At 60.9% G+C, this 23,247-nt stretch carries 21 protein-coding genes and 1 pseudogene; 15 read left to right on the top strand and 7 right to left on the bottom strand.

The window, feature by feature from the left end; genetic code table 11:
* The first annotated feature begins 406 nt into the window (after positions 1–406).
* The 3 genes from CKW18_RS13210 to fabF all read left to right on the top strand — a co-directional run bounded on the left by CKW18_RS13210 (position 407) and on the right by fabF (position 3,058).
* Positions 407–742, top strand: a complete 336-nt coding sequence (locus CKW18_RS13210) for a helix-hairpin-helix domain-containing protein (protein ID WP_095189204.1) — start codon at positions 407–409, stop codon at positions 740–742.
* A 215-nt stretch (positions 743–957) separates the two neighbouring features.
* On the top strand, positions 958–1,761 hold the full coding sequence (locus CKW18_RS13205) for an SDR family oxidoreductase (RefSeq protein ID WP_095189203.1): 804 nt from the start codon (positions 958–960) through the stop codon (positions 1,759–1,761).
* A gap of 22 nt (positions 1,762–1,783) precedes the next feature.
* Positions 1,784–3,058 carry a beta-ketoacyl-ACP synthase II gene (gene fabF / locus CKW18_RS13200; RefSeq protein WP_095189202.1) on the top strand — a complete coding sequence of 425 codons (1,275 nt, stop codon included), beginning with the start codon at positions 1,784–1,786 and terminating at the stop codon, positions 3,056–3,058.
* Here fabF and CKW18_RS13195 read toward each other — a convergent pair.
* From CKW18_RS13195 to eat, 3 genes are all read right to left on the bottom strand, one after another.
* Positions 3,055–3,612 (bottom strand): TetR/AcrR family transcriptional regulator, encoded by a 558-nt coding sequence (locus tag CKW18_RS13195; RefSeq protein ID WP_095189201.1) that lies wholly within the window; start codon positions 3,610–3,612, stop codon positions 3,055–3,057. The two genes, fabF and CKW18_RS13195, sit on opposite strands and share 4 nt — an antisense overlap.
* A 137-nt stretch (positions 3,613–3,749) precedes the next feature.
* On the bottom strand, positions 3,750–3,917 hold the full coding sequence (locus tag CKW18_RS13190) for a DUF2897 family protein (protein ID WP_080896048.1): 168 nt from the start codon (positions 3,915–3,917) through the stop codon (positions 3,750–3,752).
* A gap of 129 nt (positions 3,918–4,046) precedes the next feature.
* Positions 4,047–5,411, bottom strand: a complete 1,365-nt coding sequence (eat, locus tag CKW18_RS13185; protein WP_095189200.1) for an ethanolamine permease — start codon at positions 5,409–5,411, stop codon at positions 4,047–4,049.
* Positions 5,412–5,811: 400 nt separating this feature from the next.
* On the opposite strand from eat, the gene kdpF reads away from it, so the two are divergent.
* The 6 genes from kdpF (at position 5,812) to CKW18_RS13155 (ending at position 13,899) form a co-directional block, all read left to right on the top strand.
* Positions 5,812–5,901 carry a K(+)-transporting ATPase subunit F gene (gene kdpF / locus CKW18_RS13180; protein WP_007899818.1) on the top strand — a complete coding sequence of 30 codons (90 nt, stop codon included), beginning with the start codon at positions 5,812–5,814 and terminating at the stop codon, positions 5,899–5,901.
* An 8-nt stretch (positions 5,902–5,909) separates the two neighbouring features.
* Entirely contained in the window at positions 5,910–7,604 is a 1,695-nt protein-coding gene (gene kdpA, locus CKW18_RS13175; RefSeq protein WP_095189199.1) for a potassium-transporting ATPase subunit KdpA, read from the top strand.
* Between the two features lie 10 nt (positions 7,605–7,614).
* Positions 7,615–9,672: a potassium-transporting ATPase subunit KdpB gene (gene kdpB / locus CKW18_RS13170; RefSeq protein WP_095189198.1), complete on the top strand. Its 2,058-nt coding sequence runs from the start codon at positions 7,615–7,617 to the stop codon at positions 9,670–9,672.
* A gap of 155 nt (positions 9,673–9,827) precedes the next feature.
* Positions 9,828–10,373, top strand: coding sequence for a potassium-transporting ATPase subunit KdpC (kdpC, locus tag CKW18_RS13165; RefSeq protein WP_095189197.1), 546 nt, complete (start codon positions 9,828–9,830; stop codon positions 10,371–10,373).
* A gap of 130 nt (positions 10,374–10,503) precedes the next feature.
* Entirely contained in the window at positions 10,504–13,155 is a 2,652-nt protein-coding gene (locus CKW18_RS13160; protein WP_095189196.1) for a sensor histidine kinase KdpD, read from the top strand.
* A 48-nt stretch (positions 13,156–13,203) separates the two neighbouring features.
* The gene (locus CKW18_RS13155; protein WP_095189195.1) at positions 13,204–13,899 is read left to right on the top strand and encodes a response regulator; all 696 of its coding nucleotides are present in this window, start codon (positions 13,204–13,206) and stop codon (positions 13,897–13,899) included.
* Between the two features lie 119 nt (positions 13,900–14,018).
* Here the strand turns inward: CKW18_RS13155 and CKW18_RS13150 are convergent, their stop codons facing one another.
* Positions 14,019–15,056 carry a patatin-like phospholipase family protein gene (locus tag CKW18_RS13150; protein WP_095189194.1) on the bottom strand — a complete coding sequence of 346 codons (1,038 nt, stop codon included), beginning with the start codon at positions 15,054–15,056 and terminating at the stop codon, positions 14,019–14,021.
* Between the two features lie 216 nt (positions 15,057–15,272).
* Between CKW18_RS13150 and CKW18_RS13145 the strand changes: the two genes are divergently transcribed.
* The 3 genes from CKW18_RS13145 (at position 15,273) to CKW18_RS13135 (ending at position 17,430) form a co-directional block, all read left to right on the top strand.
* Positions 15,273–15,551 (top strand): hypothetical protein, encoded by a 279-nt coding sequence (locus CKW18_RS13145; RefSeq protein ID WP_053122404.1) that lies wholly within the window; start codon positions 15,273–15,275, stop codon positions 15,549–15,551.
* Between the two features lie 80 nt (positions 15,552–15,631).
* Complete coding sequence (locus CKW18_RS13140; RefSeq protein ID WP_095189193.1) at positions 15,632–16,399, top strand: CHAD domain-containing protein; 768 nt, start codon at positions 15,632–15,634, stop codon at positions 16,397–16,399.
* Between the two features lie 236 nt (positions 16,400–16,635).
* Positions 16,636–17,430: an acyl-CoA thioesterase II gene (locus tag CKW18_RS13135; RefSeq protein WP_095189192.1), complete on the top strand. Its 795-nt coding sequence runs from the start codon at positions 16,636–16,638 to the stop codon at positions 17,428–17,430.
* Position 17,431: 1 nt separating this feature from the next.
* On the opposite strand, the pseudogene CKW18_RS13130 reads toward CKW18_RS13135, so the two are convergent.
* From CKW18_RS13130 to CKW18_RS13120, 3 genes and pseudogenes are all read right to left on the bottom strand, one after another.
* Positions 17,432–17,797 (bottom strand): annotated as a pseudogene (locus CKW18_RS13130) (terminase).
* Positions 17,798–17,984: 187 nt separating this feature from the next.
* On the bottom strand, positions 17,985–19,466 hold the full coding sequence (locus tag CKW18_RS13125; protein WP_095189191.1) for a methyl-accepting chemotaxis protein: 1,482 nt from the start codon (positions 19,464–19,466) through the stop codon (positions 17,985–17,987).
* A 214-nt stretch (positions 19,467–19,680) separates the two neighbouring features.
* A complete protein-coding gene (locus CKW18_RS13120) occupies positions 19,681–20,487 on the bottom strand; it encodes a TatD family hydrolase (protein WP_095189190.1) in 807 nt (268 codons plus the stop codon).
* A 236-nt stretch (positions 20,488–20,723) separates the two neighbouring features.
* On the opposite strand from CKW18_RS13120, the gene CKW18_RS13115 reads away from it, so the two are divergent.
* From CKW18_RS13115 to CKW18_RS13105, 3 genes are all read left to right on the top strand, one after another.
* The gene (locus tag CKW18_RS13115; RefSeq protein ID WP_095189189.1) at positions 20,724–22,145 is read left to right on the top strand and encodes a transglycosylase SLT domain-containing protein; all 1,422 of its coding nucleotides are present in this window, start codon (positions 20,724–20,726) and stop codon (positions 22,143–22,145) included.
* 107 nt (positions 22,146–22,252) lie between these two features.
* Complete coding sequence (locus CKW18_RS13110; protein ID WP_095189188.1) at positions 22,253–22,687, top strand: DoxX family protein; 435 nt, start codon at positions 22,253–22,255, stop codon at positions 22,685–22,687.
* Positions 22,688–22,933: 246 nt separating this feature from the next.
* A complete protein-coding gene (locus CKW18_RS13105) occupies positions 22,934–23,242 on the top strand; it encodes a hypothetical protein (protein ID WP_095189187.1) in 309 nt (102 codons plus the stop codon).
* Positions 23,243–23,247: the final 5 nt, after the last annotated feature.

The following is a 23,247-nucleotide window of genomic DNA, read 5'->3' as shown; positions in this document are numbered from 1 at the left end:
CCGGCGACATTATCAGATAGAAGGCTGGCTAATCAAGCGAGGCTGCATCAACCATATTCCAGGAAAGCTTTACCAGTACTGGCCGGCGAAGGTTAGTGTCGATCGGCGTTGGCATAATCTGCGGCAGGGCTGCGGAATTCGCAGCTGTTCTATCCGGTGGCGGAGTGCATCCTCGATAAACAAGGTTCGTTATTTCAAGGAGGGTATCGGAGTCAGCGTGTTGGAAGGCACCTTTTCGCCAGATTTGAAGCTGTCCGTCTATGCAAGGTGCGCGCGAGGTCAGTCTGGCCCTGATCGTTTCACATCCTGTAACGGACACATTTTTGACAGACTCCCATCATCGCCTAAGTTTGGGGAGCAGCTTCGGAAAAGCTGCTTTCTAAAAACGATGATGGAGCGTCACTTTATGCGTACCGGTTACTTCTATTCCCTGATATTCGCCTTGCTGACCAGCGCCTCGATTGCCGCAATCGCTGCGCCGGTTGCTCCTGTGCAACCGCTGAAGGCACCCTTGGCAGTGGATGTCGCGGCGCCCTCAGAGCATGGGAAGATTGATCTTAACGACGCCGATGCAGCCAAGCTGCAGAAGGAACTGTCTGGAGTAGGGGAAGCCAAGGCCAAGGCAATTGTTGCTTATCGTGAAACAAACGGACCCTTCACATCGGTGGATGAATTGCTCGAAGTGAAAGGCATCGGCAAAGCGATCCTGGATCGCAATCGCGACAAGCTGGAAGTCAACTAAGCTGTTGGTTCTGCGCCAGGAGGCCGGTCATCGACCGGCCTTTTTGTTGGGCAAAGACCAGCACCAGCGGATACATGACTCCAGAGACGTTTATCGGATTGCTGAAAATTACGGCTATCATATTGCGTTGAGATTATGCCTATAATAATTTCCACGCGCTCTGGCACATCCTGTCCCGGTGGCGATTTCCCAATCAGTCTTTCAGGAGCACAGTCATGAATTCTGCCCAATCCAAAGGTACCGCTCTGGTCACCGGCGCCTCATCCGGTATCGGTGCGATTTACGCGCAACGTCTCGCGGCACGCGGTTTCGATCTGCTGCTGGTGGCCCGCGACAAGGAACGCTTGGAGAGCGCCGCAACCGCGTTGCGTGATGCCCACGGTATTGAGGTCGAAGTGCTCAAGGCCGACCTGACGCAAAAGGATGACGTGCTCAAGATCGAACAGCGTCTGCGCAGCGACTCAAGCATCAGTCTGTTGGTGAACAATGCCGGCGTTGCCGCTGATGGCCTGCTGGCCAATGCCGATCTTGATCATCTGGAGCGCTTGATTCAACTGAACATCACCGCCGTCACGCGCCTGGCTTCGGCGGCTGCCGCCAGTTTCGCCAAAGCCGGGCGCGGCACGATCATCAATATCGCCTCTGTGGTCGCATTGTTTCCCGAACGGTTCAACGCAACCTACAGCGCGAGCAAGGCTTACGTATTGAGCCTGACCCAGTCGCTGAACGCCGAACTCGAAGGCACCGGCGTGCAAGTCCAGGCGGTGTTGCCTGGCGTGACCCGCACCGAAATATGGGAGCGTTCCGGCATTGATGCCAGCGGTATTCCGGCAGAAATGGTGATGGAGGCCGGTGAAATGGTCGATGCGGCATTGGCCGGGCTGGATCAGGGCGAGTTGATCACCATTCCGTCGCTGCCTGATGCTGGCGAGTGGCAGGCATTTGTCAGCGCCCGCCACGTCATGGCGCCGAACCTTTCACGCAGCTCTGCAGCCCAACGCTACAAGGCAGGCAATTGAATTGATCAGGGGTCACCACGGTATGGATCAGCGTCGAATAGTGGTTACGGGCATGGGTCTGGTTTCGCCGTTGGGCAGCGGTGTCGAAGCGGTTTGGCAGCGCTTGCTGGCCGGTCGTTCCGGTATACGTAATTTGCCGGAAGCGGTGGTCGCGGATCTGCCCACGGCTGTCGGCGGTAAAGTGCCGACACTGGAAGAGGATGCCGAGGCCGGTTTCGATCCGGATCTTGCAACACCACCGAAAGAACAAAAGAAGATGGATCGCTTCATTCTCTTTGCCATGGAAGCGGCCCGACAGGCTTTGGAACAGGCGGGATGGCATCCCGCTGATGCAAACGATCAAGCGCGCACGGCGACGATCATCGGCTCAGGTGTCGGAGGTTTCGGCGCGATCGCCGATGCGGTACGTACCACTGACAGCCGTGGCCCACGGCGTTTGTCGCCATTCACCATTCCGTCGTTTCTGGTCAATCTCGCCGCCGGGCACGTTTCGATTCAGCACGGTTTGAAAGGACCCTTGGGCGCACCGGTGACCGCTTGTGCCGCCGGGGTTCAGGCCATTGGCGATGCCGCGCGATTGATTCGCTCAGGTGAAGCAGATATTGCCGTGTGTGGCGGCGCGGAGGCCTGCATTGACCGCGTCAGTCTGGCCGGTTTCGCGGCAGCGCGGGCGCTGTCGAGCGGTTACAACGACACCCCGGAGCGTGCCTCGCGGCCGTTCGACAGTGGCCGCGACGGATTCGTCATGGGCGAGGGCGCCGGGCTGTTGGTTATTGAGTCCCTGGAGCATGCGCTGGCACGCGGTGCGCAGCCGCTGGCTGAACTGGTCGGTTACGGCACTACCGCCGATGCCTACCATCTGACCGCCGGGCCGGAAGATGGCAGCGGTGCACGTCGGGCGATGACACTGGCGCTGGCTCAAGCGGGGGTGACGCCGGATCAGGTCCAGCATTTGAATGCACACGCGACCTCCACGCCGGTTGGGGATCTTGGTGAGCTGGCGGCGATCAAGGCGTTGTTTGGCCGCGAAAAGAAAATCGCCGTGACCTCGACCAAATCGGCCACTGGCCACTTGCTCGGTGCTGCCGGTGGGCTGGAAGCGATCTTCACCTTGTTGGCGATTCGCGATCAGAAGGTGCCGCCGACGCTCAACTTCGATAACCCTGATCCTGCGAGCGAAGGCGTGGATATTGTCCACGGCGAAGCGCGGTCGATGCCGATCGAATATGCATTGTCCAATGGCTTCGGATTTGGCGGGGTGAATGCCAGCGTATTGTTCAGGCGCTGGGAAGACTAATCCTGCTGGTTTTTCAGGTGAGCGCGCGTGACGCCGAGGATGCGCTGGGCCAGTTCCGGATCTTCGACGCTGCGCGCCAGTACCAGCGCACCCAACAAAGTGGCCATGATCACGACGCTGCGATCAGCGGCAGTTTCGCCACCCAACGCGTTCTGCACTTGCTCCAGCCGCGCATTGAGCACCGCGTCGGTTGTCGGACTGGGCTGGCCGCGCAGACCGAGTTCCGAGGACATGGTCGGTAACGGACAACCTTCGTGGGGCGAGGTGTGATGCCATTCGGACAAATAACTGTCGATGAAGGCTTCCAGTGGTTGTTCTTCGGAAAACAGCATGGCGCAGTGCGCATCCAGTTGGGCGCCGGCCTCTTGCAGGGCCTTCTCCACCAACTCGTCCTTGGATTTGAAATGCGAGTAAAACCCGCCATGGGTCAACCCCAGCGCTTTCATCAAAGGTTGCAGGCCTGTCGCGCCGATACCGTCCTTGCGGAATCGCGCCGAAGCTTCCTTGATGATGCGCTGATGGGTCTGGGCTTTATGGTCCTGCGAGTAACGCATGTGGAACTCTCCGCAACAATGCCACCATCTTAACCACTGAAAATTGAATGGTGACTGTACTTCTACTTCTAAAAAGCATGCAGATAAGTCCAATAGCGCCCAAAAAACAAACCCCGCCAATCCGGCGGGGTTTTTTGTCAGCGGTCTTGCGCTTCTTTAGCGTCCGCTTCGGCGTTGCGGGCAGCGACGCGTTTGCGCTCCTCATCGGTCAGTTCGACCTTGTTGGCGGTGTCGCGCAGCATCATCAAACCGCCAACGATCGAGCCGATTGCAACAACCAGAATCAACCAGGCATACCAGGGCATAACGGCTCTCCTTAATGGCAAATCGACGGGCGAGGATTTCGCCGTGCGACGTTGCCTATCATTTATGAGCGAAATCACTTCGCAGTGGTTCCATTCTAGGCCGCTTATGCCCCGTACACCTTAAATCCCTTATTGCCCGGTCAACATCGCATCGGCCGGGGCATCGGCGCGCAACTGGCCGGTCAGCAGGAAGTATCCGAACCCGACGGCCATAAAGCCGAGGAAGATCAGCCCGATCAACGCATTGAACCAGGCCATCGCCACCAGGCACACCACGGCCAGGACTAGCGCAATCATCGGGATCAGCGGATAGCACGGCGCGCGGAAAGTGCGCTCAAGATTCGGTTCCGATCTACGCAGTTTGAACAGGCTGAGCATGCTCATGATGTACATCACGATCGCGCCGAATACGGCCATGGTGATCATCGCGGCAGTGAGGGGCATGCCGCCGAGGTTGATCAGACCGTCGCTGTAGATAGCAGCGATGCCAATGATGCCGCCGACGATAATGGCGCGGTGCGGGGTCTGGAAGCGCGAGAGTTTTGCCAGCGAGGCAGGCAGATAACCGGCGCGGGCCAAGGCAAAGAACTGCCGTGAATAGCCAAGGATGATGCCGTGGAAACTCGCCACCAGGCCGAACAGGCCGATCCACACCAGCATGTGCAGCCAGCCGGAGTTGTCGCCGACCACGGTTTTCATCGCTTGCGGCAGTGGATCGTTGATGTTCGCCAAGGTGCGCCAGTCGCCGACGCCGCCGGCGAAGAACATCACCCCCATCGCCAGCAACACCAACGTCAGGATGCCGCTGATGTAAGCCTTGGGAATCGTGCGTTTCGGGTCCTTGGCTTCTTCGGCAGCCATCGCCGCACCTTCGATGGCGAGGAAAAACCAGATCGCGAAGGGAATCGCCGCGAACATACCGGCAATCGCTGGCGCGCCAAACACGTCAGAGCCGGCCCAGCCGTTCAAGGCAAAGTTGCTGAAGCTGAACGCAGGCGCGACCACGCCCATGAACACCAGCAGTTCGGCGACGGCGAGCACGCAGACGATCAGCTCGAAGGTTGCCGCCAGCTTCACGCCAAGAATGTTCAGGCCCATGAACACGATGTACGCGCCGACTGCCGCGTGTTTCGGATCAAGTGCCGGAAATTGCACATTCAGGTAAGCGCCGATGGCCAAGGCAATGGCGGGTGGGGCGAAGACAAATTCGATCAGTGTCGCCAGCCCGGCGATCAATCCGCCTTTTTCACCGAACGCTCGACGACTATAGGCAAACGGCCCGCCCGCGTGGGGAATCGCGGTGGTCAGTTCGGTGAAGCTGAAGATAAAACAGGTGTACATGGTGGCGACCATGAACGAGGTCACCAGAAAACCCAGCGTTCCGGCCACACCCCAGCCATAACTCCAGCCGAAGTATTCCCCGGAAATCACCAGCCCCACGGCAATGCCCCACAGGTGCAGCGTGCCCAGTGTGGGTTTGAGTTGTGTGTTCATGCGGTTGCTCCCTGAACGGTTTGGAAAGCTCGGGAGGAGGGCGTTTGCAGTGTGCGTGCCATCGCTGTGAAACAAGTCGTAATAAGTTGAAAGCTGTCGTATCGAGGATGTTCGCGGGGGGATTGCCGCTTTTTGTGCGCCAGTTGGGTGCGATGCTGGCGGTTATGCCGTCTTCGCGAGCAGGCTCGCTCCCACAGGGGAATGCATTTCAAATTGTGGGAGCGAGCCTGCTCGCGAAGAGGCCCGCCCGCACAGCGCAAAAACCACCTGTAACGCCCGCATAAACCCACTCTTTACGCTTTCTTTATGCCCAGCCAACACCCTCGCTCTCGCTCCTTTACAGCCTCCTTTCCGACAATGCCTCCACACGCGGCAATACGCCGTAACACGGAGATCTTCCATGAGCGTTCTGGACGGGGTGTCACTGCTACTGGCAGTGGGGCTGTTCATTTATCTGTTGGTTGCGCTGTTGCGCGCGGACCGGAACTAGGAGCGGCTATGCACAGTTATGACTATTGGCTGATCCTCGCGTTTTTTGCGCTGGTCTTGCTCCCGGCGCCGCTGCTCGGGCGCTTCTACTACAAGGTGATGGAAGGCCAGCGCACCTGGCTGACGCCGATTCTCGGCCCGGTCGAGCGCGGTTGCTATCGCATCGCCGGCGTCGATGCGGACGCAGAACAGAGCTGGCAGAAGTACACGCTGGCCCTGCTGGCGTTCAACCTCGCCGGTTTCCTCCTACTGTTCGCGATTCTGTTGTTCCAGGATCACCTGCCGCTGAACCCGCAAAACCTGCCGGGCCAGGAATGGACGCAGGCGTTCAACACCGCGGTCAGTTTCATGACCAACACCAACTGGCAGTCCTACAGCGGCGAAGCGACCCTCAGCTACCTGAGCCAGATGGTCGGCCTCACCGTGCAGAACTTTGTCAGCGCCGCCACCGGCCTCGCCGTGCTGGTTGCACTCTGCCGTGGCATCGGCCGCAAATCGACGAAAACCCTCGGCAACTTCTGGGTCGACATGACCCGTGCCACCCTCTATGGCCTATTGCCGTTGTGCCTGCTGCTGGCGCTGTATCTGGTCTGGCAGGGCGTGCCGCAAACCTTCGCGCAGTATGTGAACGCGGTGACGATGCAGGGTGTTGATCAAGTGATCCCGCTCGGCCCGGCCGCCAGCCAGATTGCGATCAAGCAACTGGGCACCAACGGTGGCGGCTTCTTCGGCGTCAACTCGGCGCATCCGTTCGAGAACCCGACGGCGTGGAGCAACCTGTTCGAAGTCGCCTCAATCATCCTGATCCCGGCGGCGTTGGTGTTCACCTTCGGCCACTACGTCAAAGACCTGCGTCAGAGCCGCGCGATCATCGCCTGCATGCTGGCGCTGTTCCTGATCGGTGGCGCGACGTCGCTGTGGGCTGAATACCAACCGAATCCGACCCTGAACAACGCCGCCGTCGAACAGACCGCGCCGCTGGAAGGCAAGGAAGCGCGCTTCGGCACCACCGCCACCGTGTTGTGGTCGGTGACCACCACCGCAGCGTCGAACGGCTCGGTCAATGCCATGCACGACAGCCTCAACCCGCTCAGCGGCATGGTCGCGCTGGTCAACATGATGGTCGGCGAAGTGATCTTCGGCGGCGTCGGGGCCGGGCTCTACGGCATGTTGCTCAACGTGCTGATCGCGGTGTTCCTCGCCGGTCTGATGATCGGGCGCACCCCGGAATACCTCGGCAAGAAACTCCAGGCCCGTGAAGTGCAATTGCTGGTCGTGACCCTGCTGGTGATGCCGGTCGGCGTGCTGGTACTCGGTGCGATTGCTGCCGTGTTACCCGGCCCGGCGGCGACCATCAGCAACCCCGGCCCGCACGGTTTCAGCCAGTTGCTTTACGCCTACACGTCGGCGAGTGCCAACAACGGCTCGGCGTTCGGTGGTCTGAGCGCTAATACGCCATTTCACAATTTGATGTTGGGCCTGGGCATGTTGATCGGTCGCTTCGGTTACATCCTTCCGGTTCTGGCATTGGCCGGCAGCCTGGCGATGAAGAAAACCGCGCCGATCGGCCAGAACAGCTTCCCGACCCACGGCCCGCTGTTCGTGACCCTGTTGACCGTGACCATTTTGCTGGTGGGCGGCCTGACCTTCTTGCCGACTCTGGCGCTCGGCCCGATTGCCGAACACCTGAGCATGGGCTTCTGAGGACTGAATGATGAATATGCCCGCAATCAAACCCGCCGCCGTCAAGGCGCCGGAACAAGCGAAAACCGCGATCTCGGCGTTGTGGCGTCCGGCGCTGGTGCAAGCTTTCGTCAAGCTCGACCCACGGCAATTAAAGCGCTCGCCGGTGATGCTGGTGGTCGAACTGACCGCGATTTTCACCACCGTGCTGTGCTTCATTCCGGACGCTGATGTGCCGACTTTCGTCGCTGCACAAATCGCCCTGTGGCTATGGTTCACCGTGCTGTTCGCCAACTTCGCCGAGGCCTTGGCCGAAGGTCGCGGCAAGGCCCGCGCCGACAGCCTCAAGGCCGGCAGCGAAGGCCTCAGCGCCCGCCGCAAACAGGCCAATGGCAGCTTTCAGGTCGTGCCTGCTGCCAGCTTGCGTAAAGGCGATATCGTGCGCGTCGAAGCCGGGGAGATGATCCCCGGTGACGGCGAAGTCATCGAAGGCATCGCCGCTGTCAACGAAGCGGCGATTACCGGTGAATCTGCGCCGGTGATCCGTGAGTCCGGCGGTGACCGCTCGGCGGTCACCGGCAACACTCGACTGGTGTCGGACTGGTTGCTGGTGAAGATCACCGTCAATCCCGGCGAATCGACCCTCGACCGCATGATCGCACTGGTCGAAGGCGCCAAGCGCCAGAAAACCCCGAACGAAGTGGCGCTGGACATCCTGCTGATCGGCCTGACCCTGATCTTCCTGTTGGTGGTCGTCACCCTGCAACCGTTTGCCCACTTTGCCAACGGCAGCCTGCCGCTGGTGTTCCTCGTGGCGCTGCTGGTCACGCTGATTCCGACCACTATCGGCGGCCTGCTTTCGGCCATCGGTATCGCCGGGATGGATCGTCTGGTGCGCCTGAACGTGATCGCCAAGTCCGGCCGCGCGGTGGAAGCAGCGGGCGACGTGCATGTGCTGCTGCTGGACAAGACCGGCACCATCACCTTCGGTAACCGTCGTTGCAGCGCGGTGTATGCCGCGCCGGGTGTCACGGGTCGCGATCTGGCCGAAGGCGCGTTGTTCGCCTCGCTGGCGGACGACACCTCCGAAGGTAAATCGATCGTCGAGTACCTGCGCGGCCTGCACCCGCAGCCTGAACCGGCGCCGGAAACCCTGACCGCCGTGCCGTTCAGCGCGGAAACCCGCTTGTCCGGTGTTGACTATCAGGGCCGTGTTTATCGCAAAGGTGCGGTGGATTCGCTGCTGAGTTTCCTTGGCCAGAAACGCGCTGATCTGGCACCCGCGCTGTCGCGGGAAATCGACAAGATCGCGCAGAGCGGCGGCACACCGTTGCTGGTCTGCGCCGACGGCAAACTGCTCGGTGCGATCCATCTCAAGGACGTGGTCAAACCAGGCATCCGCGAGCGTTTTGCCGAACTGCGCAAACTGGGGATTCGCACCGTAATGGTCACCGGCGACAACCCGCTGACCGCTGCCGCCATCGCTGCTGAAGCCGGCGTGGATGACGTGCTGGCTGAAGCGACCCCGGAGAAAAAACTGGCGCGCATTCGTCACGAGCAAAACGACGGTCGCCTGGTTGCGATGTGCGGCGACGGTGCCAACGATGCCCCGGCGCTGGCGCAGGCTGACGTGGGTATGGCGATGAACGACGGCACCCAGGCAGCGCGTGAAGCGGCGAACATGGTCGACCTCGACAGTGACCCGACCAAGCTGCTCGACGTGGTGCAGATCGGTAAGGAATTGCTGGTGACTCGCGGCGCGTTGACGACCTTTTCCATCGCCAACGACGTGGCCAAATACTTCGCGATCCTGCCGGCGCTGTTCGCCTCGATCTACCCGCAACTGGGCGTGCTGAACATCATGCACCTGACCAGTCCGCAGAGCGCGATCCTGTCGGCCATCGTCTTCAACGCGTTGATCATTGTCGTGCTGATTCCGTTGGCATTGCGTGGCGTGCGCGTGCAGGCGGCGAGCGCGGCGGCGTTGCTGCGACGCAATCTGTTGATCTACGGGGTGGGCGGGATTCTGGTGCCGTTCGTGGGGATCAAGGCGATCGACATGTTGCTCACGGCGCTGCATCTGGTGTGATTTTGGTTGGCGTGCCAGGCGCGCCACCATCGCCAGCAGGCTGGCTCCCACATTTGAAATGCGTTCCCCTGTGGGAGCCAGCTTGCTGGCGATGAATTCGACTCGGTTCACCTGGCTTAACGCAGTATTTGCTCTTTGAATTCGAGGATCTTGAAATGTCCACAATGATACGTCCGGCCCTGAGCCTGCTGGTGCTGATGACCCTGGTCACCGGCGTCGCCTACCCACTGGTAGTCACGGGCGTTGCCCAGGTCGCGTTCCCCGCTCAAGCCAATGGCAGTCTGGTCCACGATGCCGACGGCAAAGTCCGTGGCTCATCGCTGATCGCGCAGGATTTTGTCGGCGATGCCTGGTTCCACCCACGCCCATCTGCCGGGGCGTGTGCTACCGTGTCCAGCAGCGCAAGCAACCTGGCGCCAAGCAATCCGGCGCTCGCCACGCGCGTGATCGACGACGCCAACAAGTTGCAAGTCCCTGGGCAAGGCCCGGTGCCGCTGGCGCTGTTGACCACCTCGGGCAGCGGTCTCGATCCGCACTTGCCACCGGCGGCAATTGCCTATCAACTGGCGCGAGTTGCGGCCGCACGCAATCTGCCGGTATCGACCGTGCAGCAGTTGCTCGATGCCCACATCGAACAGCCGCTGGTGGGGCCGCCGGTGGTGAATGTGCTGGCGCTGAACATGGCACTGGAAAAACTCTGAATCGGCGGCGCGGCCATTCGCGAGCAGGCTCGCTCCCACAGGAATACGCGTTCCAAATGTGGGAGCGAGCCTGCTCGCGAAGAGGGCCGAAAGAACACCGCATAACTATCAGGAAGAGAGAGCATCAAGCATGAGCGATTCCGGCCGCGCCGACGCGCTGTTAGCAGATCTGCCCCGCGATGGCCGCGGCCGGCTCAAGGTTTTCCTCGGCGCCGCGCCCGGCGTCGGCAAGACTTACGCCATGCTTCAGGCCGCGCACACCCAACTGCGTCAAGGCGTCAAAGTCATTGCCGGCGTCGTCGAAACCCACGGCCGCGCCGAGACTGAAGCGCTGCTCGGTGGCCTGCCGCAGTTGCCTTTGGTGCGCTCGGAATACCGTGGCGTGATGCTCGAAGAAATGGACCTCGACGGCATCCTCGCGGCCAAACCGAAACTGGTGCTGGTCGATGAACTGGCTCACAGCAACGCCCCGGGCAGTCGCCATGCCAAGCGCTGGCAAGACATTCAGGAACTGCTCGCCGCCGGCATCGACGTGTACACCACGGTCAACGTCCAGCACCTGGAAAGCCTCAACGATCAAGTGCGCGGCATCACCGGTGTGCAGGTACGCGAAACCCTGCCGGACTGGGTGCTGCAAGAAGCCTACGAGCTGTTGCTGATCGACCTGCCACCGCGTGAATTGCTTGAGCGTCTGCGCGAGGGCAAGGTCTACGTCCCGGAGCAGGCCCGCGCGGCCATCGATGCATTTTTTACCCAGACCAACCTCACCGCCCTGCGCGAATTGGCCATGCAAACCGCCGCGGCGCAGGTCGATAATGACCTCGCCCAAGGCTATCGGCAACTCGGCCAGGCAGCACCGGCCGTACGCGGTCGTTTGCTGGTCGGGGTTGATGGCGATGCCCAGGCCGAACGCCTTGTGCGTCATGCCAGTCGGGTTGCGCAACGTCGGCATCTGCCGTGGAGTCTGGTACACGTCGACAACGGCACGGTAAGCGACGAGCAATCACGCCTGCGCCTGCAAAGTGCCCAGCAACTGGCCGAACGCCTCGGCGGCGAAGTGGTGTTGCTGCGCGCCGGTGAAGTGGCGAAAACCCTGATCCAGCACGCCGCTGAACGCCGCGCGAGTCTGGTGCTGGTCGGCCAATCGCGGCCGCGTCTGCGTCGTCGCCTGTTCGGTGGCGGTCTGGCCGCACGGCTACTGCGTCAGGGCCATGGCCTGGAAATCAACGTCCTCGACAGCGATCAGGAGCAGCATCAACCGCGTCAGCGATCCGCACCGACACTGGTGTGGTTCGACTATGCGTTGGCGCTGCTCGCCACAGTGTTGGCCACTGCCTTGGCGTGGGCGGTGTCGAGTGTGTTGCCGCTGCCGAACATCTCGCTGGTGTTCCTCGCGGCGGTGTTGCTGGTGGCGGTGCGCAGCAGCCTCGGCCCGGCGCTGGCCTGTGCCGCGTTGTCGTTTCTGACCTACGACTTTCTGTTCATTCCGCCAAATTTCTCGTTCAGCATCCAGCGCGAAGAAGATGTCCTGACCTTGCTGTTCTTCCTGCTGATGGCGGCGCTCACCGGCAACCTCGCCGCGCGTCAGCGTCGGCAATTGCAGGCGTTGCGCGATACCCAGGAAGAGACCACCGAGCTGCTCGACCTGTCGCGCAAACTCACCGCTGCCACCGACCGCCAGGCCGTGGTCAGCGCCGCGGCGCAACACCTCAACGGCTGGAGCGATCTGCAACTGTGCCTGCTCAACCGCGACGGGCAGGGCGGCTGGAAAGTCGAGACCGGTGGGCCGCTGGAGTTCACCGAATCCGAGCGCGCCGCCGCCGACTGGGCCTGGCAGCACGATCAACCGGCCGGTATGGGCACCGGCACCTTGCCATTCGGTCGCTGGTGGTGGTGGCCGCTGTCGGTCGAGGACGGGCCGTTGGCCTTGCTTGGTGTCTGCGCCAAAGAGGGTCAGACCCTGAGCGGCCAGCGTCGTCGTTTGCTGACTGCACTCAGTCAGCCATTGGCGCAAGCACTGGCCCGCGCGCAACTGGCCGATGATCTGGAAGCGGCGCGCCTGCACGGCGAAACCGAGCAATTGCGCAGCGCCTTGTTGGCCTCGGTGTCCCACGATTTGCGCACGCCGCTGACGTCCATGCGTGGCAGCATCGACAGCCTCTTGGCGCTGGGCGAAGCGATCCCGCTGGAAGATCGTCGCGAACTGCTCGAAGGCACCCGCGATGAGGCCGAGCGCCTTGATCGCTACATCCAGAACCTGCTCGACATGACCCGCCTCGGCCACGGCGCGCTGAAGCTGGCGCGAGACTGGGTGTCGCCCGCCGACATCGTTGGCAGTTCGCTCAATCGTCTGCGCGCGGTGCTGGCGCCGCTGCAGGTCAGCACCGAGGTGCCGGCGCAGTTGCCGCTGCTGTTTGTGCATGCGGCGCTGATCGAGCAGGCGCTGGTCAATGTGCTGGAAAACGCCGCTCGGTTCTCGCCGGCCCACGGTCGCTTGCAACTGAGTGCGGGAGCGAATGAGCAAGAGATTTTCTTCGCGGTCAGCGATGAAGGGCCGGGTATTCCCGAAGACGAACGAGCGAAGATTTTCGACATGTTCTACACCGCCGCGCGCGGTGATCGCGGCGGGCAGGGCACCGGCCTCGGGCTGGCGATCTGTCAGGGCATGGTCGGCGCTCACGGTGGGCGAATCAGCGTCGCCGACGGCATCGACGGGCGCGGCACCTGCATCACCTTGCACCTGCCGTTGCAGACGCAACCGGGGATGGACGATGAAGGCTGAATCCGACTGCGCTACTCTCTTGCCAATCTTTTTTGTTGATGTGAATTCATGAGCCAGACCGCGACCATTTTGGTCATCGACGACGAACCGCAGATCCGCAAATTTCTGCGCATCAGCCTCGCTTCACAGGGCTACAAAGTGCTGGAGGCGGGCACAGGCGCCGAAGGGTTGGCGCAGGCAGCACTGAACAAACCGGATCTGCTGGTGCTCGACCTGGGTCTGCCGGACATGGACGGCCAGCAAGTGCTGCGCGAGTTTCGCGAGTGGGCCACGGCGCCAGTGCTGGTGCTGTCGGTGCGCGCCAGCGAAGGGCAGAAAGTCCAGGCGCTGGATGGCGGCGCCAATGACTATGTGACCAAACCGTTCGGCATTCAGGAGTTTCTTGCGCGGGTGCGTGCGTTGTTGCGTCAGGCACCGGCCGGAGAAGCGCAGCAGGCGGCGCTGAATTTCGGCCCGCTGACGGTGGATCTGGCCTATCGACGCGTATTGCTCGACGGCGTCGAAGTGGCGCTGACCCGCAAGGAATACGCGGTGCTGGCGCAACTGGCGCGGCATCCGGGGCGCGTGATTACCCAGCAGCAATTGCTCAAGGATATCTGGGGGCCGACGCATACCGAGGACAGTCATTATTTGCGGATCGTTGTCGGGCATCTACGGCAGAAACTGGCGGACGATCCGACGCGACCACGGTTTATTGTCACTGAAGCCGGGGTTGGCTATCGGCTGTTGAGTGATGTTGGCTGATCTGGCCTCTTCGCGAGCAGGCTCGCTCCCACACTGGATCTGCGTCGTTCACAAATCCCCTGTGGGAGCGAGCCTGCTCGCGAAGATGTCATCAAACACACCCGAGAAATCAGGCCCGATCAACCCTGCTCACTCTCATACCGATCCAGCGTATCCCGGGCAATCTCGCGACCCAGCGCGATCAGCTCCGGCGCCTTGTAAAACTCGAAAAACCGGCAGACCCGTTTCGGTACGTTGATCAGGATATCCGGCGGATACCCGGCAATCTTGTACTGCGCCAGCGAGGTCTGCATCACCTCGAAACTCTGGTTGATCAAATCCAGCAGCGAGGCCGGCCCGACGTTATCGATGATGAACGAGCCGGTGGCGGATTTCGGCGCGCCTTCGTGCTCGGGCGCGGCGGCGGGTTGCTGGGCTTCGGGTTCGGCGCCTTCGAGCCACGGATTGATAGCGGCTGCCTCTGCTCGCAAAGCTTCCTGTTCCAGACGCAATAATTGTTCGGCCTGGGTGCGACGGAACGGCATCTTCGAGCCCAGCGAACTGATCAGGCTGTCGAAGCGCGAGCGAAACGCTGGCGGGCGCTGGATCACCGGCAGTTTGTAATGCCGCTGGTTGGTCGAGTTGAGATTGACCGCAATGATCAAATCACAGTGGCTCGACACCACCGGCACGATCGGCAGCGGGTTGAGAATGCCGCCATCGACCAGCATCCGGTTGCCTTGCATCACTGGAGTGAAGAGGCTGGGAATCGCCGCCGAGGCGCGCATGGCTTGATGCAGGCAGCCTTCCTGAAACCAGATTTCCTGTTGGTTGGTGAGGTCGGCGGCCACCGCGGTGTAGGGGATGCGCAGATCCTCAATGTTGATATCGCCGACGATCTTGCGGATCTGGCCGAAAACCTTTTCACCACGAATCGCGCCGAGACGGAAACTCACGTCCACCAGCCGCAGCACGTCGAGGTAATCCAGGCTTTCGATCCAGTTGCGGTATTCGTCGAGTTTGCCGGCGGCATAGATTCCGCCGACTACTGCGCCCATCGAACAACCGGCAATGCAGGCGATGTCGTAACCGCGGCGTTCAAGTTCTTCAATGACCCCGATATGGGCGTAGCCCCGGGCGCCTCCGGAGCCCAACACCAGTGCGACACGCTTTTTCATCAAACTTCCTCCCGACAAGGTTGCACAATGCACTTATCGAGCGGACGGCTCAATCGTCAAGGTCGTCCTGTGCGCCGGTGACGTCGTTTTTACGTTACGGCCTGACCACTCGGCGCTATCCTTTTTGCCACCGCAGATTCGCGCTGGGGCAAGGCACTTTTTCGCCGCCCGACCGTCTTACCTGCACCACTGTTGACCTATTTTGAGGTGTGAGAGATGAAAGCCTGGATCTGTGTGCCGTTGATTGCCTTGGCATTGGCCGGTTGCGCCGGGAAAACCGCTTACCGCGACAGCTGCGGCAGCCAACTCGACACCGCATGGCATGAGCTGGACCTGGCCAAGGCCGAAGGCTTTGCCGGCACCGTCAGTTATTCCAAAGCGCTGTCCTTGCTGACGGCCGCCAAGACCCAGCAGCAATTCGAAGGTTTCGAAGGTTGCGCCAGTAAGGCCGAGAAGGCGCGTTTTTACATTCGCGAATCCCGCGCCGGTCGCTAAGCTGCTGACATAGCGCAAGCGGGGCGAGGCTGCGAAGTTGCAGACTCATCCCTGAAGCCATTTCGAATCAGGAGCAAATGATGTCTGCGTTGGTTGACCGGTTGGTGGCTCACATCCTGAGCCTGGAAGTGCGGCTACTGGCCTGTCAGGCGAGATTGACCGCACGCACTGATCCCGAGGCGCTGCACGATCTGCGCACCACGGTGCGGCGCTTGCGCAGCCTGTTGCGGCCGTTGCGCGGCTTGCCGGGTGTTGAGCAACTGGAAGGGGCAGCGTCGGCGGTCGGCCAGGTGACCACGCCCTGGCGCGATCGCGAAGTGTTGGCGGCGTACCTGCTCGAACACGATCAACCCGCTGCTGCGCAAAAGCGCATGGCGCAGATGGCCGAAGCCTATCCGGCGCTGGCGGCGAGTCATGAGGTGGCGTCGCTGCTGATGATTCTTGACGCTTTCCCGCGATTCCTGCGTGCCTCTCAGCGTCAGGGCCTATTGAAAGGTCTGGATAAACGCATCGAAAAACGCCTCGGCAAGCAATGGCACAAACTCGATGAGGCGCTGCACGATCCGGCCCACGACCGGCATCGCCTGCGTCTGCTGATCAAGCGTGTGCGTTACGGCATCGAAGCCTATCCCGAACTGGATCGCCTGCCGGAAGCGGCGCTGCCACGCTTGAAGTCTGCGCAAGGTGCGCTGGGCGATTGGCACGATTGCTGGCAGTGGCTGGCGAAAGCCGAGCTGGAAACCGATCTGCAACCGTGTGTTGCCACATGGCAGGCGGGTTTGATCAAAGCCGAGGCCAAAGCCGATCGTGTGCTCGAAAAACTCAACAGCACCTGCTTCAAATCCTGAGACCAGCACATCACCCCTTGTGGGAGCGGGCTTGCTCGCGAATGCGGTGTGCCAGATAAGTATCTATCGACTGATACGCCGCTTTCGCGAGCAAGCCCGCTCCCACAGGGGATTTTCAGTGTGGCTGATGTGGGTGTACGGCCTATCTGTCAGCCCATTTGACCGGAATAGACGCTGCGGCGCTCTGCCGGGCTAGTTAAGATCCCTGCACTCTCTTTTTGCTTTCTGAGGTTGCCATGCGCTTTTGCGATCTGCTCGATGCCGTCCGCCGTCAACCGGAACTGACGATTCCTGCCGAATGGGGGCAGGGCCGTGCCAGTTTCGGCGGTCTGGTTGCCGCGCTGCAATATGAAGCCATGCGTGCGAAAGTTCCGGCGGATCGCCCGGTGCGTTCGCTGGCGATTACCTTCGTCGGACCGGTCGAGCCTGAAGTCCCGGTGAGCTTCGAAGTGCAGGTGCTGCGTGAAGGCAAAGCGGTCAGCCAGGTCATGGGGCGGGCGATGCAGAATGGCCAGGTCGTGACGATCGTCCAAGGCAGTTTTGGCGCTTCGCGGCCCTCGGAGGTGGCAGTCCAAGCGTATCCGGCGCCTTCAATGAAACACTGGGACGAATGCCAGGAATTACCTTACATCAAAGGCGTGACCTCGGAATTCATGCGCCATCTGGCGATGCGCTGGAGCGTTGGCGGCATGCCGTTCACCGGCAATCAATCGCGGCTGATGGGGGGCTGGGTGCGGTTACGCGGGGATGTCAAAGAAGAGCCGGTCAAAGAGGCGCATCTGCTGGCTTTGGTGGATGCGTGGCCGCCCGCGCTGTTGCCGTATCTGAAGAAGCCTGCACCGGGCAGCACGTTGACCTGGACCATCGAATTCGTACAGCCGCTACGTGACTTGAGTACGCTGGACTGGTGCCAATACCTCGCCGACATCGAGTACGCCGCCGATGGCTACGGCCACGTCGCCGCCAAGTTGTGGAGCGCAGAAGGTGAATTGATTGCGATGAGTCGCCAGACCGTCACGATCTTCGCCTGAATCAATGCCGACGGTGACGCTCGACCCAGGCGCGCCACCAGCCGCCACTGAGAAACAAGCGCGCAAAGGTCAGAAACTGCTCGACCCGTAAACGCGAGACGGCATCTTCACGATCACTGAAAGGCTCGCAGGCTTACGCCTCCAGGCTGTGCCCGTGGCGCTGCAGACCCAGCGCCGCGATGATGCCGATCACGCCGATGGCCACACTGGCCAGGCTCAGGCTGAACACTCCGGACACGATCAACAGAAATGCCACGATGAACAACGGCACGGCAATCAGGTGCAGCACCCGATGGGTCGGATGCTGGTGATTGTTCGGGTCCGCGCGCCATTGCCACGCGGGAAGGCTGGGGTGACGTTTGCCCATGTTGACTACTCCTCGATCCATGTTGAACACATGCTTGAAGAATAGGCCTGGGCGGGAAGGGCGGCGAATCAAGGTTGGCTATTGGCGTCATAGGGATGATGAACAAAAAAGATCGCAGCCTTCGGCAGCTCCTACATTGAAATGCGTACACCTGTAGGAGGGGCCGAAGGCTGCGATCTTTTGATCTTCAGAGTTTCAATTGACCGATTGCCTTGCTCAATTCCCCAGCCAACGTCGCCAACTCATTACTGGTGGTCGCCGAATCCACCGTCTGCTGCACCGTGTTCTCGGTCACATCGCGAATACTCACCACTGCGCGATTCATCTCCTCGGCCACCTGACTCTGCTGTTCCGCCGCCACAGCAATCTGCGTGTTGCTCTCACGCATCTGCGCCACCGCCCCGGTGATTTCCGCCAACGCCTCGCCAGCCTCCTGCGCCTGCTGCACGCAGTCGTCGGCCTTATAGGAACTCTCCTGCATGAAATCCACCGCATCGCGCGTGCCAGCCTGCAACGCCGACACCATGCTGGTGATCTCATCGGTCGAGGTCTGCACGCGCTTGGCGAGGTTGCGCACTTCATCAGCAACCACCGCAAAACCGCGACCCATCTCACCGGCCCGCGCCGCTTCAATGGCGGCGTTCAACGCCAGCAGATTGGTTTGCTCGGCGATGCTGTGGATCACGCTGACCACGCCGTTGATCTTCTGACTGTCTTCGGCCAGACGCTGGATCATCTCGGCGGTCTGCTGCACGCCGCTGGACAGCCCGGCAATCGAAAGCTGCACCCGCGCGACCACCTGCTGACCGCTGCCGGCCAGGCCGTCGGCAGTCTGTGACAAATCGCGGGTGGCGCCGGCGTGTTGGGCGATGTGGTAAACCGTGGCGGTCATTTCGTTGATCGCGGTGGCGGCCTGGTCGGTTTCGCTTTGCTGGCCGAGCATGCCGTGGCGCACTTCGTTCATGCTCGATGCCAGGCGTGCAGCGCCGACATCCAGCTGCCGTGCGGTGTTGGCGACGGTGGTGACCACGCGTTGATAGCCGGCCTGCATGGCGTTGAACGCATTGGCCATCTGCCCGACCTCATCCTTGCCGACCAGCGGGACACGGGCGCAGAGGTCGCCGCTTTTTTCAACGTGCAACATCACGTCTTTCAACGTGTTGAGCTGGCTGAGCAGGAAACGGATCAGCAGTTGTGAAGCACAGAGCATCGCCAGCATCAGGATGAACACCGCCACCGCGTAGTTGGCGAAACGCTCGCCAAACACTTGCGTCAGGCTTGGCCCATAGGCGATGACGGCGACTTGTTGGCCGTCGGCACGGCTGAACACTTCGGCGCCCATCAGCGGGTTTTCGCCGAATACTGGCAGGTGATTGATTTCGTTCCAGCCGTTGCTGTCGGTGATCTCCAGCAGCGGTTGATCGTTGAGGCGTGGGGCTTCGCCGCGTTTGAAGGTCAGCACCTGTTCAGTCTTGGGCAGCGCCTGCCCGGCCGGCCAGGCCTTGAGCAGTTGTGCCTGGGCTTGCGCCGACGCTTGTGAGGCGTGACTGCGGGCCTGCTGTTCGAGCTGTACGGCATACAGCACCAGCAGCAGGGTAGTGACGAAGGCGACCGCATTGACCGCCCAGAATTTGTATTTCAGCGAGATATTGCTAAGCCAGGCACCCATGGAGGTCTTCTCTGATAGCGGAAACAGCATTGGCAAGGTGCCAGCATTGTGCCGCTATGCAGGTCTGCAGATCTTGATATGGGTCAACAGGCAACACTGCAAACCCCCTGTGGGAGCGGGCTTGCTCGCGAAGGCGGCGTGTCAGTCGATGTTTCTTTAACTGAACCACCGCATTCGCGAGCAAGCCCGCTCCCACAATGGGGTTTGTGTTGTGTCAGGGGAGGGGGCTCAGGTTGAAGAACGCGCGGGCACACGCGGTGGTATGCGCCGCCAGATCTTCCTCGGTTTCACCCCGATGCAGCGCCACTTCACGCAGCACTTCAGTCAGATACGCCGGTTCATTGCGCCCGTTTTTCGGCTTCGGTCGCAAGGTGCGTGGCAGCAGATAGGGCGCATCGCTTTCCAGCATCAGCCGTCCACGCTTGATTTCTTTGACCAGCGGATGCAAATGCGTGCCCCGGCGCTCGTCGCAGATCCAGCCGGTAATGCCGATGTGCAGATCCAGATCGAGGTAACTGAACAACGCCTTTTGCTCGCCGGTAAAGCAATGCACCACGGCGGCGGGCAATTGATCACGGAAGTCTTTCAGAATGTCCAGCAGGCGCTGACTGGCATCACGCTCATGCAGAAATACCGGTAATTGCAATTCGACGGCCAGCGCCAAATGTTCTTCGAGGACTTTTTCCTGTTGCGGGCGCGGCGAGAAGTCACGATTGAAGTCCAAGCCGCATTCACCCACCGCCACCACGTTCGATTCGTTGAGGAAACTGCGCAGACGTCGGGCGCTGTCTGCGTTCCAGTCGCTGGCCGAATGGGGGTGGATCCCGGCGGTGGCGAACAGTCGTTGGCCGCTCTCATCCAGTTGCTGGCATAGCTCAAGCGCCTGTTCGCTGCCCTCGACGCTGGTGCCGGTCAGCACCAGTTGGCAGACCCCGGCGGCGTAGGCGCGGTCGAGTACGGCCTGGTGTTTGTCGGCGAAACTTGGGTTGGTCAGGTTGACGCCGATATCGATGAGTTGCATGGTTGCTACCTCGGGCCGAAGGCCGGGAAGCATACCAGAGCTGTAGATTCATAAGAAAAGCCAAGAACTACAACGACTTATGATTGTCTGTTGAGGCCGCGAGACCGCTGGTGTTGGCGCAAAAGCCATCATTGTGCCAGTCTCTCGCACTTTACCAGCGCTCCAGGCGCTCTGTTTTCGTCGGTGATGTCGACCGCTCAGCGGTGATTTCGCCCCGTATTCTTTCCGGAGAGTGGATGCATCGTCCCTCGGTGTTGTTGCTGTTGTGTGGATCGCTGCTGCTGCCGATGACGGCGGTTGCGCGCCTGCCCGGGCCGCTGCAAGCCGTGCCGGCGGCGAAAGTGCGCGATCTGTCGGAGATTCGCAGCAGTCGCGTGCTGCGGGTGCTGGTCAACCAGAGCCGCAACAGCTCCGGCGAAGTCCAGGGCCAGGCCATCGGCGTCGAATATCATCGCCTGCGCGCCTTCGAGCAATACCTCAACGGTCACGCCCGTGACGGCCAGGAAATCACCCTCAAGATCATTCCCAAAGCCAAGGATCAACTGCTCGGCGCGTTGCAACGCGGCGAGGCGGATCTGGTCGCGCCTGGCGAGTTGCTGGAGCTGCAACCGGGCCATGCGGTGGCCAGCAGTTCGCCGATCGCCAGCAACGTGCCGTTGATGCTGGTCGGCATCAAGGGCGAGCGGCGCTACACCAAGGTCGAGCAACTTTCCGGGAAAACCCTCGCGTTGCCGACCGGCAGTGCAGCAGGAGAGGCGGTCAGCCAGATCAACCAGAAACTTGCCTTGCACAAACTGGCACCGATCAAGATCGAATGGGTCGATCCGACGCTGGCAGTCGAAGACGTGCTGGAAATGGTTCAGGGCGGGATCTTCCACCTGACCATCGTTGAGCAACCGATTGCTGAGCGCTGGGGCAAGATCCTGCCGAAGCTGCGCTTCGATCGGCAAGTGATGATCAGCGAGCCGGGCGAGGAATATTGGTTTGTGCGCCGCGATGCCTCGATGCTGCGGGCGAGCATCGATCGCTTCCTGACCGGGTACAAGAAACCCTCGAACGAAGACGCGGCGTTTCTGCGCATTTATCGGCGTCTCTATCAAGTTCACTATCCATTGGCCAAGGCCGACCGTCAGCGCCTGGAGAAACTACGCCCGACCCTGCAAAAACACGCCCAGGCGCAAAACATGGACTGGCTGAACCTGGCCGCGCTGGCGTTCAAGGAATCGGCCCTGCAACCCAATGCGCGCAGCGGCAGTGGCCCGACCGGTTTGATGCAGATCACCCCGTCCGCCGCGCAACGGGTCGGCGTCAACAATATCCAGAATCTCGATGCGAATGTGCAGGCCGGGGCCAAGTACCTGGCGATGATCCGCCGCAAATTCTTCAATAGCCCCAAGCTCAATGAGCGCGAACGCATGGCCTTCACGCTGGCGGCCTACAACATCGGCCCGGAGCGGGTGCAAGGTATGCGCGCCGAAGCCCGGCGCCGTGGGCTGAATCCCAATCAGTGGTTCTTTCAGGTTGAGCGCATCGCCATGGAGCAGGTGGGAATGGGCGCCGTCAGCTATGTTAATAGCGTGAACAAGTATTACTTGGCGTTCGACCGGGAGCGGGAGTCGTTGGAGCCCGGTGGACAGAAAGTTGTCTCACGCAAATGATCAGATAAATTGATTGTTATAGCGGGATTTTTGCGCTTTTAACATGAGAATAACTGATTAATATGGCGGCCAACCACACACACTTCTCGCAAAACAAGGAATGCACCATGAGCTCTCTGATCAACAAGGTACTGTTCACCCGCGCCGGTTACGGTCTGACCATCCTGCGCATTGCTGTCGGCGTGATCTTCGCCGCCCACGGCTCGCAGAAGCTCTTCGGCCTGTTCGGCGGTTACGGTCTGGCCGGCACCGCGCAGTACATGGAAAGCCTGGGACTGACACCGGGGTATCTGATGGCCACACTGGCCGGCGGCATCGAGTTCTTCGCCGGTCTGGCCTTGATCATCGGCCTGCTGGTGCGCCCGGCAGCATTGGGTTTGACCGTCCTGTCGCTGGTGGCGATCTTCACCGTGCACATCAGCAACGGCCTGTTCATGGCCAACAACGGTTACGAGTTCGCCTTGGCTTTGCTCGGTGGCAGCCTCGCGGTGCTGATCGAAGGCGCCGGCAAACTTTCGGTGGACCGCGCCATCGCCGGTTGACCGCTCTGGCTCAAGCAAAGGCCCGCATTGTCGGGCCTTTTTTGTTGGCGCTGATTCTTGACACTGATCGGTCACGTTCTCTAGGATGTTGCTCATGCGCCGATTTAAACAGCTACTTGCGGGGCGCCAGGTGACTTCAACAGTTGCCGTCAGAAGCCGGAACAGGGCTTCGAAATACCGCTAAAGCGCTGGTTCGGTGTTGCCTCTCACCTGCCATGCAGACTTTTGAGGCAGAGACACGACACGATGAATGCACTACGCCCTCCAGCACGTCCCGCGCCGATCACGGCACATATCACCCAGCGCAACCCGAAAATCCTGCTTGGCGGCAAACATCAGCCGACGCTATTGCGTTATCTGGATGGCTGGCCACGTCGCAGCGGTGGTCCTGCTGCATTCCTGATCCAGTTCGTTGAAGACGGTGAGTCACTGACGCGCTTCGCCAGTGACAGTTTCGATCTGGCCGTGATTCAGGCCCCGAGCCAGGAAGACGCGCCGCAAATGATCAAGCAATTGGTCCGCGTCGCACGGCAGGGATTGATCACTCGTCGCTGATCCCG

Source organism: Pseudomonas sp. Irchel 3E19 (genome assembly GCF_900187585.1).
Classification (GTDB): Bacteria; Pseudomonadota; Gammaproteobacteria; order Pseudomonadales; family Pseudomonadaceae; genus Aquipseudomonas; species Aquipseudomonas baetica.
The sequence above is the reverse complement of the archived record's forward strand: the minus strand, read 5'-3'. Positions and strand labels throughout refer to the sequence as shown.

What these genes read in the sequence shown, in the direction of transcription:
- CKW18_RS13150 (WP_095189194.1), bottom strand. Translation starts at nt 15,056, where the DNA reads ATGAAAAAGCGTGTCGCACTGGTGTTGGGCTCCGGAGGCGCCCGGGGC.
- CKW18_RS13120 (WP_095189190.1), bottom strand. Translation starts at nt 20,487, where the DNA reads ATGCAACTCATCGATATCGGCGTCAACCTGACCAACCCAAGTTTCGCC.
- CKW18_RS13105 (WP_095189187.1), top strand. Translation starts at nt 22,934, where the DNA reads ATGAATGCACTACGCCCTCCAGCACGTCCCGCGCCGATCACGGCACAT.
- kdpB (WP_095189198.1), top strand. Translation starts at nt 7,615, where the DNA reads ATGAATATGCCCGCAATCAAACCCGCCGCCGTCAAGGCGCCGGAACAA.
- CKW18_RS13195 (WP_095189201.1), bottom strand. Translation starts at nt 3,612, where the DNA reads ATGCGTTACTCGCAGGACCATAAAGCCCAGACCCATCAGCGCATCATC.
- CKW18_RS13160 (WP_095189196.1), top strand. Translation starts at nt 10,504, where the DNA reads ATGAGCGATTCCGGCCGCGCCGACGCGCTGTTAGCAGATCTGCCCCGC.
- CKW18_RS13210 (WP_095189204.1), top strand. Translation starts at nt 407, where the DNA reads ATGCGTACCGGTTACTTCTATTCCCTGATATTCGCCTTGCTGACCAGC.
- CKW18_RS13205 (WP_095189203.1), top strand. Translation starts at nt 958, where the DNA reads ATGAATTCTGCCCAATCCAAAGGTACCGCTCTGGTCACCGGCGCCTCA.
- CKW18_RS13190 (WP_080896048.1), bottom strand. Translation starts at nt 3,917, where the DNA reads ATGCCCTGGTATGCCTGGTTGATTCTGGTTGTTGCAATCGGCTCGATC.
- CKW18_RS13140 (WP_095189193.1), top strand. Translation starts at nt 15,632, where the DNA reads ATGTCTGCGTTGGTTGACCGGTTGGTGGCTCACATCCTGAGCCTGGAA.
- kdpC (WP_095189197.1), top strand. Translation starts at nt 9,828, where the DNA reads ATGTCCACAATGATACGTCCGGCCCTGAGCCTGCTGGTGCTGATGACC.
- kdpA (WP_095189199.1), top strand. Translation starts at nt 5,910, where the DNA reads ATGCACAGTTATGACTATTGGCTGATCCTCGCGTTTTTTGCGCTGGTC.
- CKW18_RS13135 (WP_095189192.1), top strand. Translation starts at nt 16,636, where the DNA reads ATGCGCTTTTGCGATCTGCTCGATGCCGTCCGCCGTCAACCGGAACTG.
- CKW18_RS13155 (WP_095189195.1), top strand. Translation starts at nt 13,204, where the DNA reads ATGAGCCAGACCGCGACCATTTTGGTCATCGACGACGAACCGCAGATC.
- CKW18_RS13145 (WP_053122404.1), top strand. Translation starts at nt 15,273, where the DNA reads ATGAAAGCCTGGATCTGTGTGCCGTTGATTGCCTTGGCATTGGCCGGT.
- CKW18_RS13115 (WP_095189189.1), top strand. Translation starts at nt 20,724, where the DNA reads ATGCATCGTCCCTCGGTGTTGTTGCTGTTGTGTGGATCGCTGCTGCTG.
- eat (WP_095189200.1), bottom strand. Translation starts at nt 5,411, where the DNA reads ATGAACACACAACTCAAACCCACACTGGGCACGCTGCACCTGTGGGGC.
- fabF (WP_095189202.1), top strand. Translation starts at nt 1,784, where the DNA reads ATGGATCAGCGTCGAATAGTGGTTACGGGCATGGGTCTGGTTTCGCCG.
- CKW18_RS13110 (WP_095189188.1), top strand. Translation starts at nt 22,253, where the DNA reads ATGAGCTCTCTGATCAACAAGGTACTGTTCACCCGCGCCGGTTACGGT.
- CKW18_RS13125 (WP_095189191.1), bottom strand. Translation starts at nt 19,466, where the DNA reads ATGGGTGCCTGGCTTAGCAATATCTCGCTGAAATACAAATTCTGGGCG.
- kdpF (WP_007899818.1), top strand. Translation starts at nt 5,812, where the DNA reads ATGAGCGTTCTGGACGGGGTGTCACTGCTACTGGCAGTGGGGCTGTTC.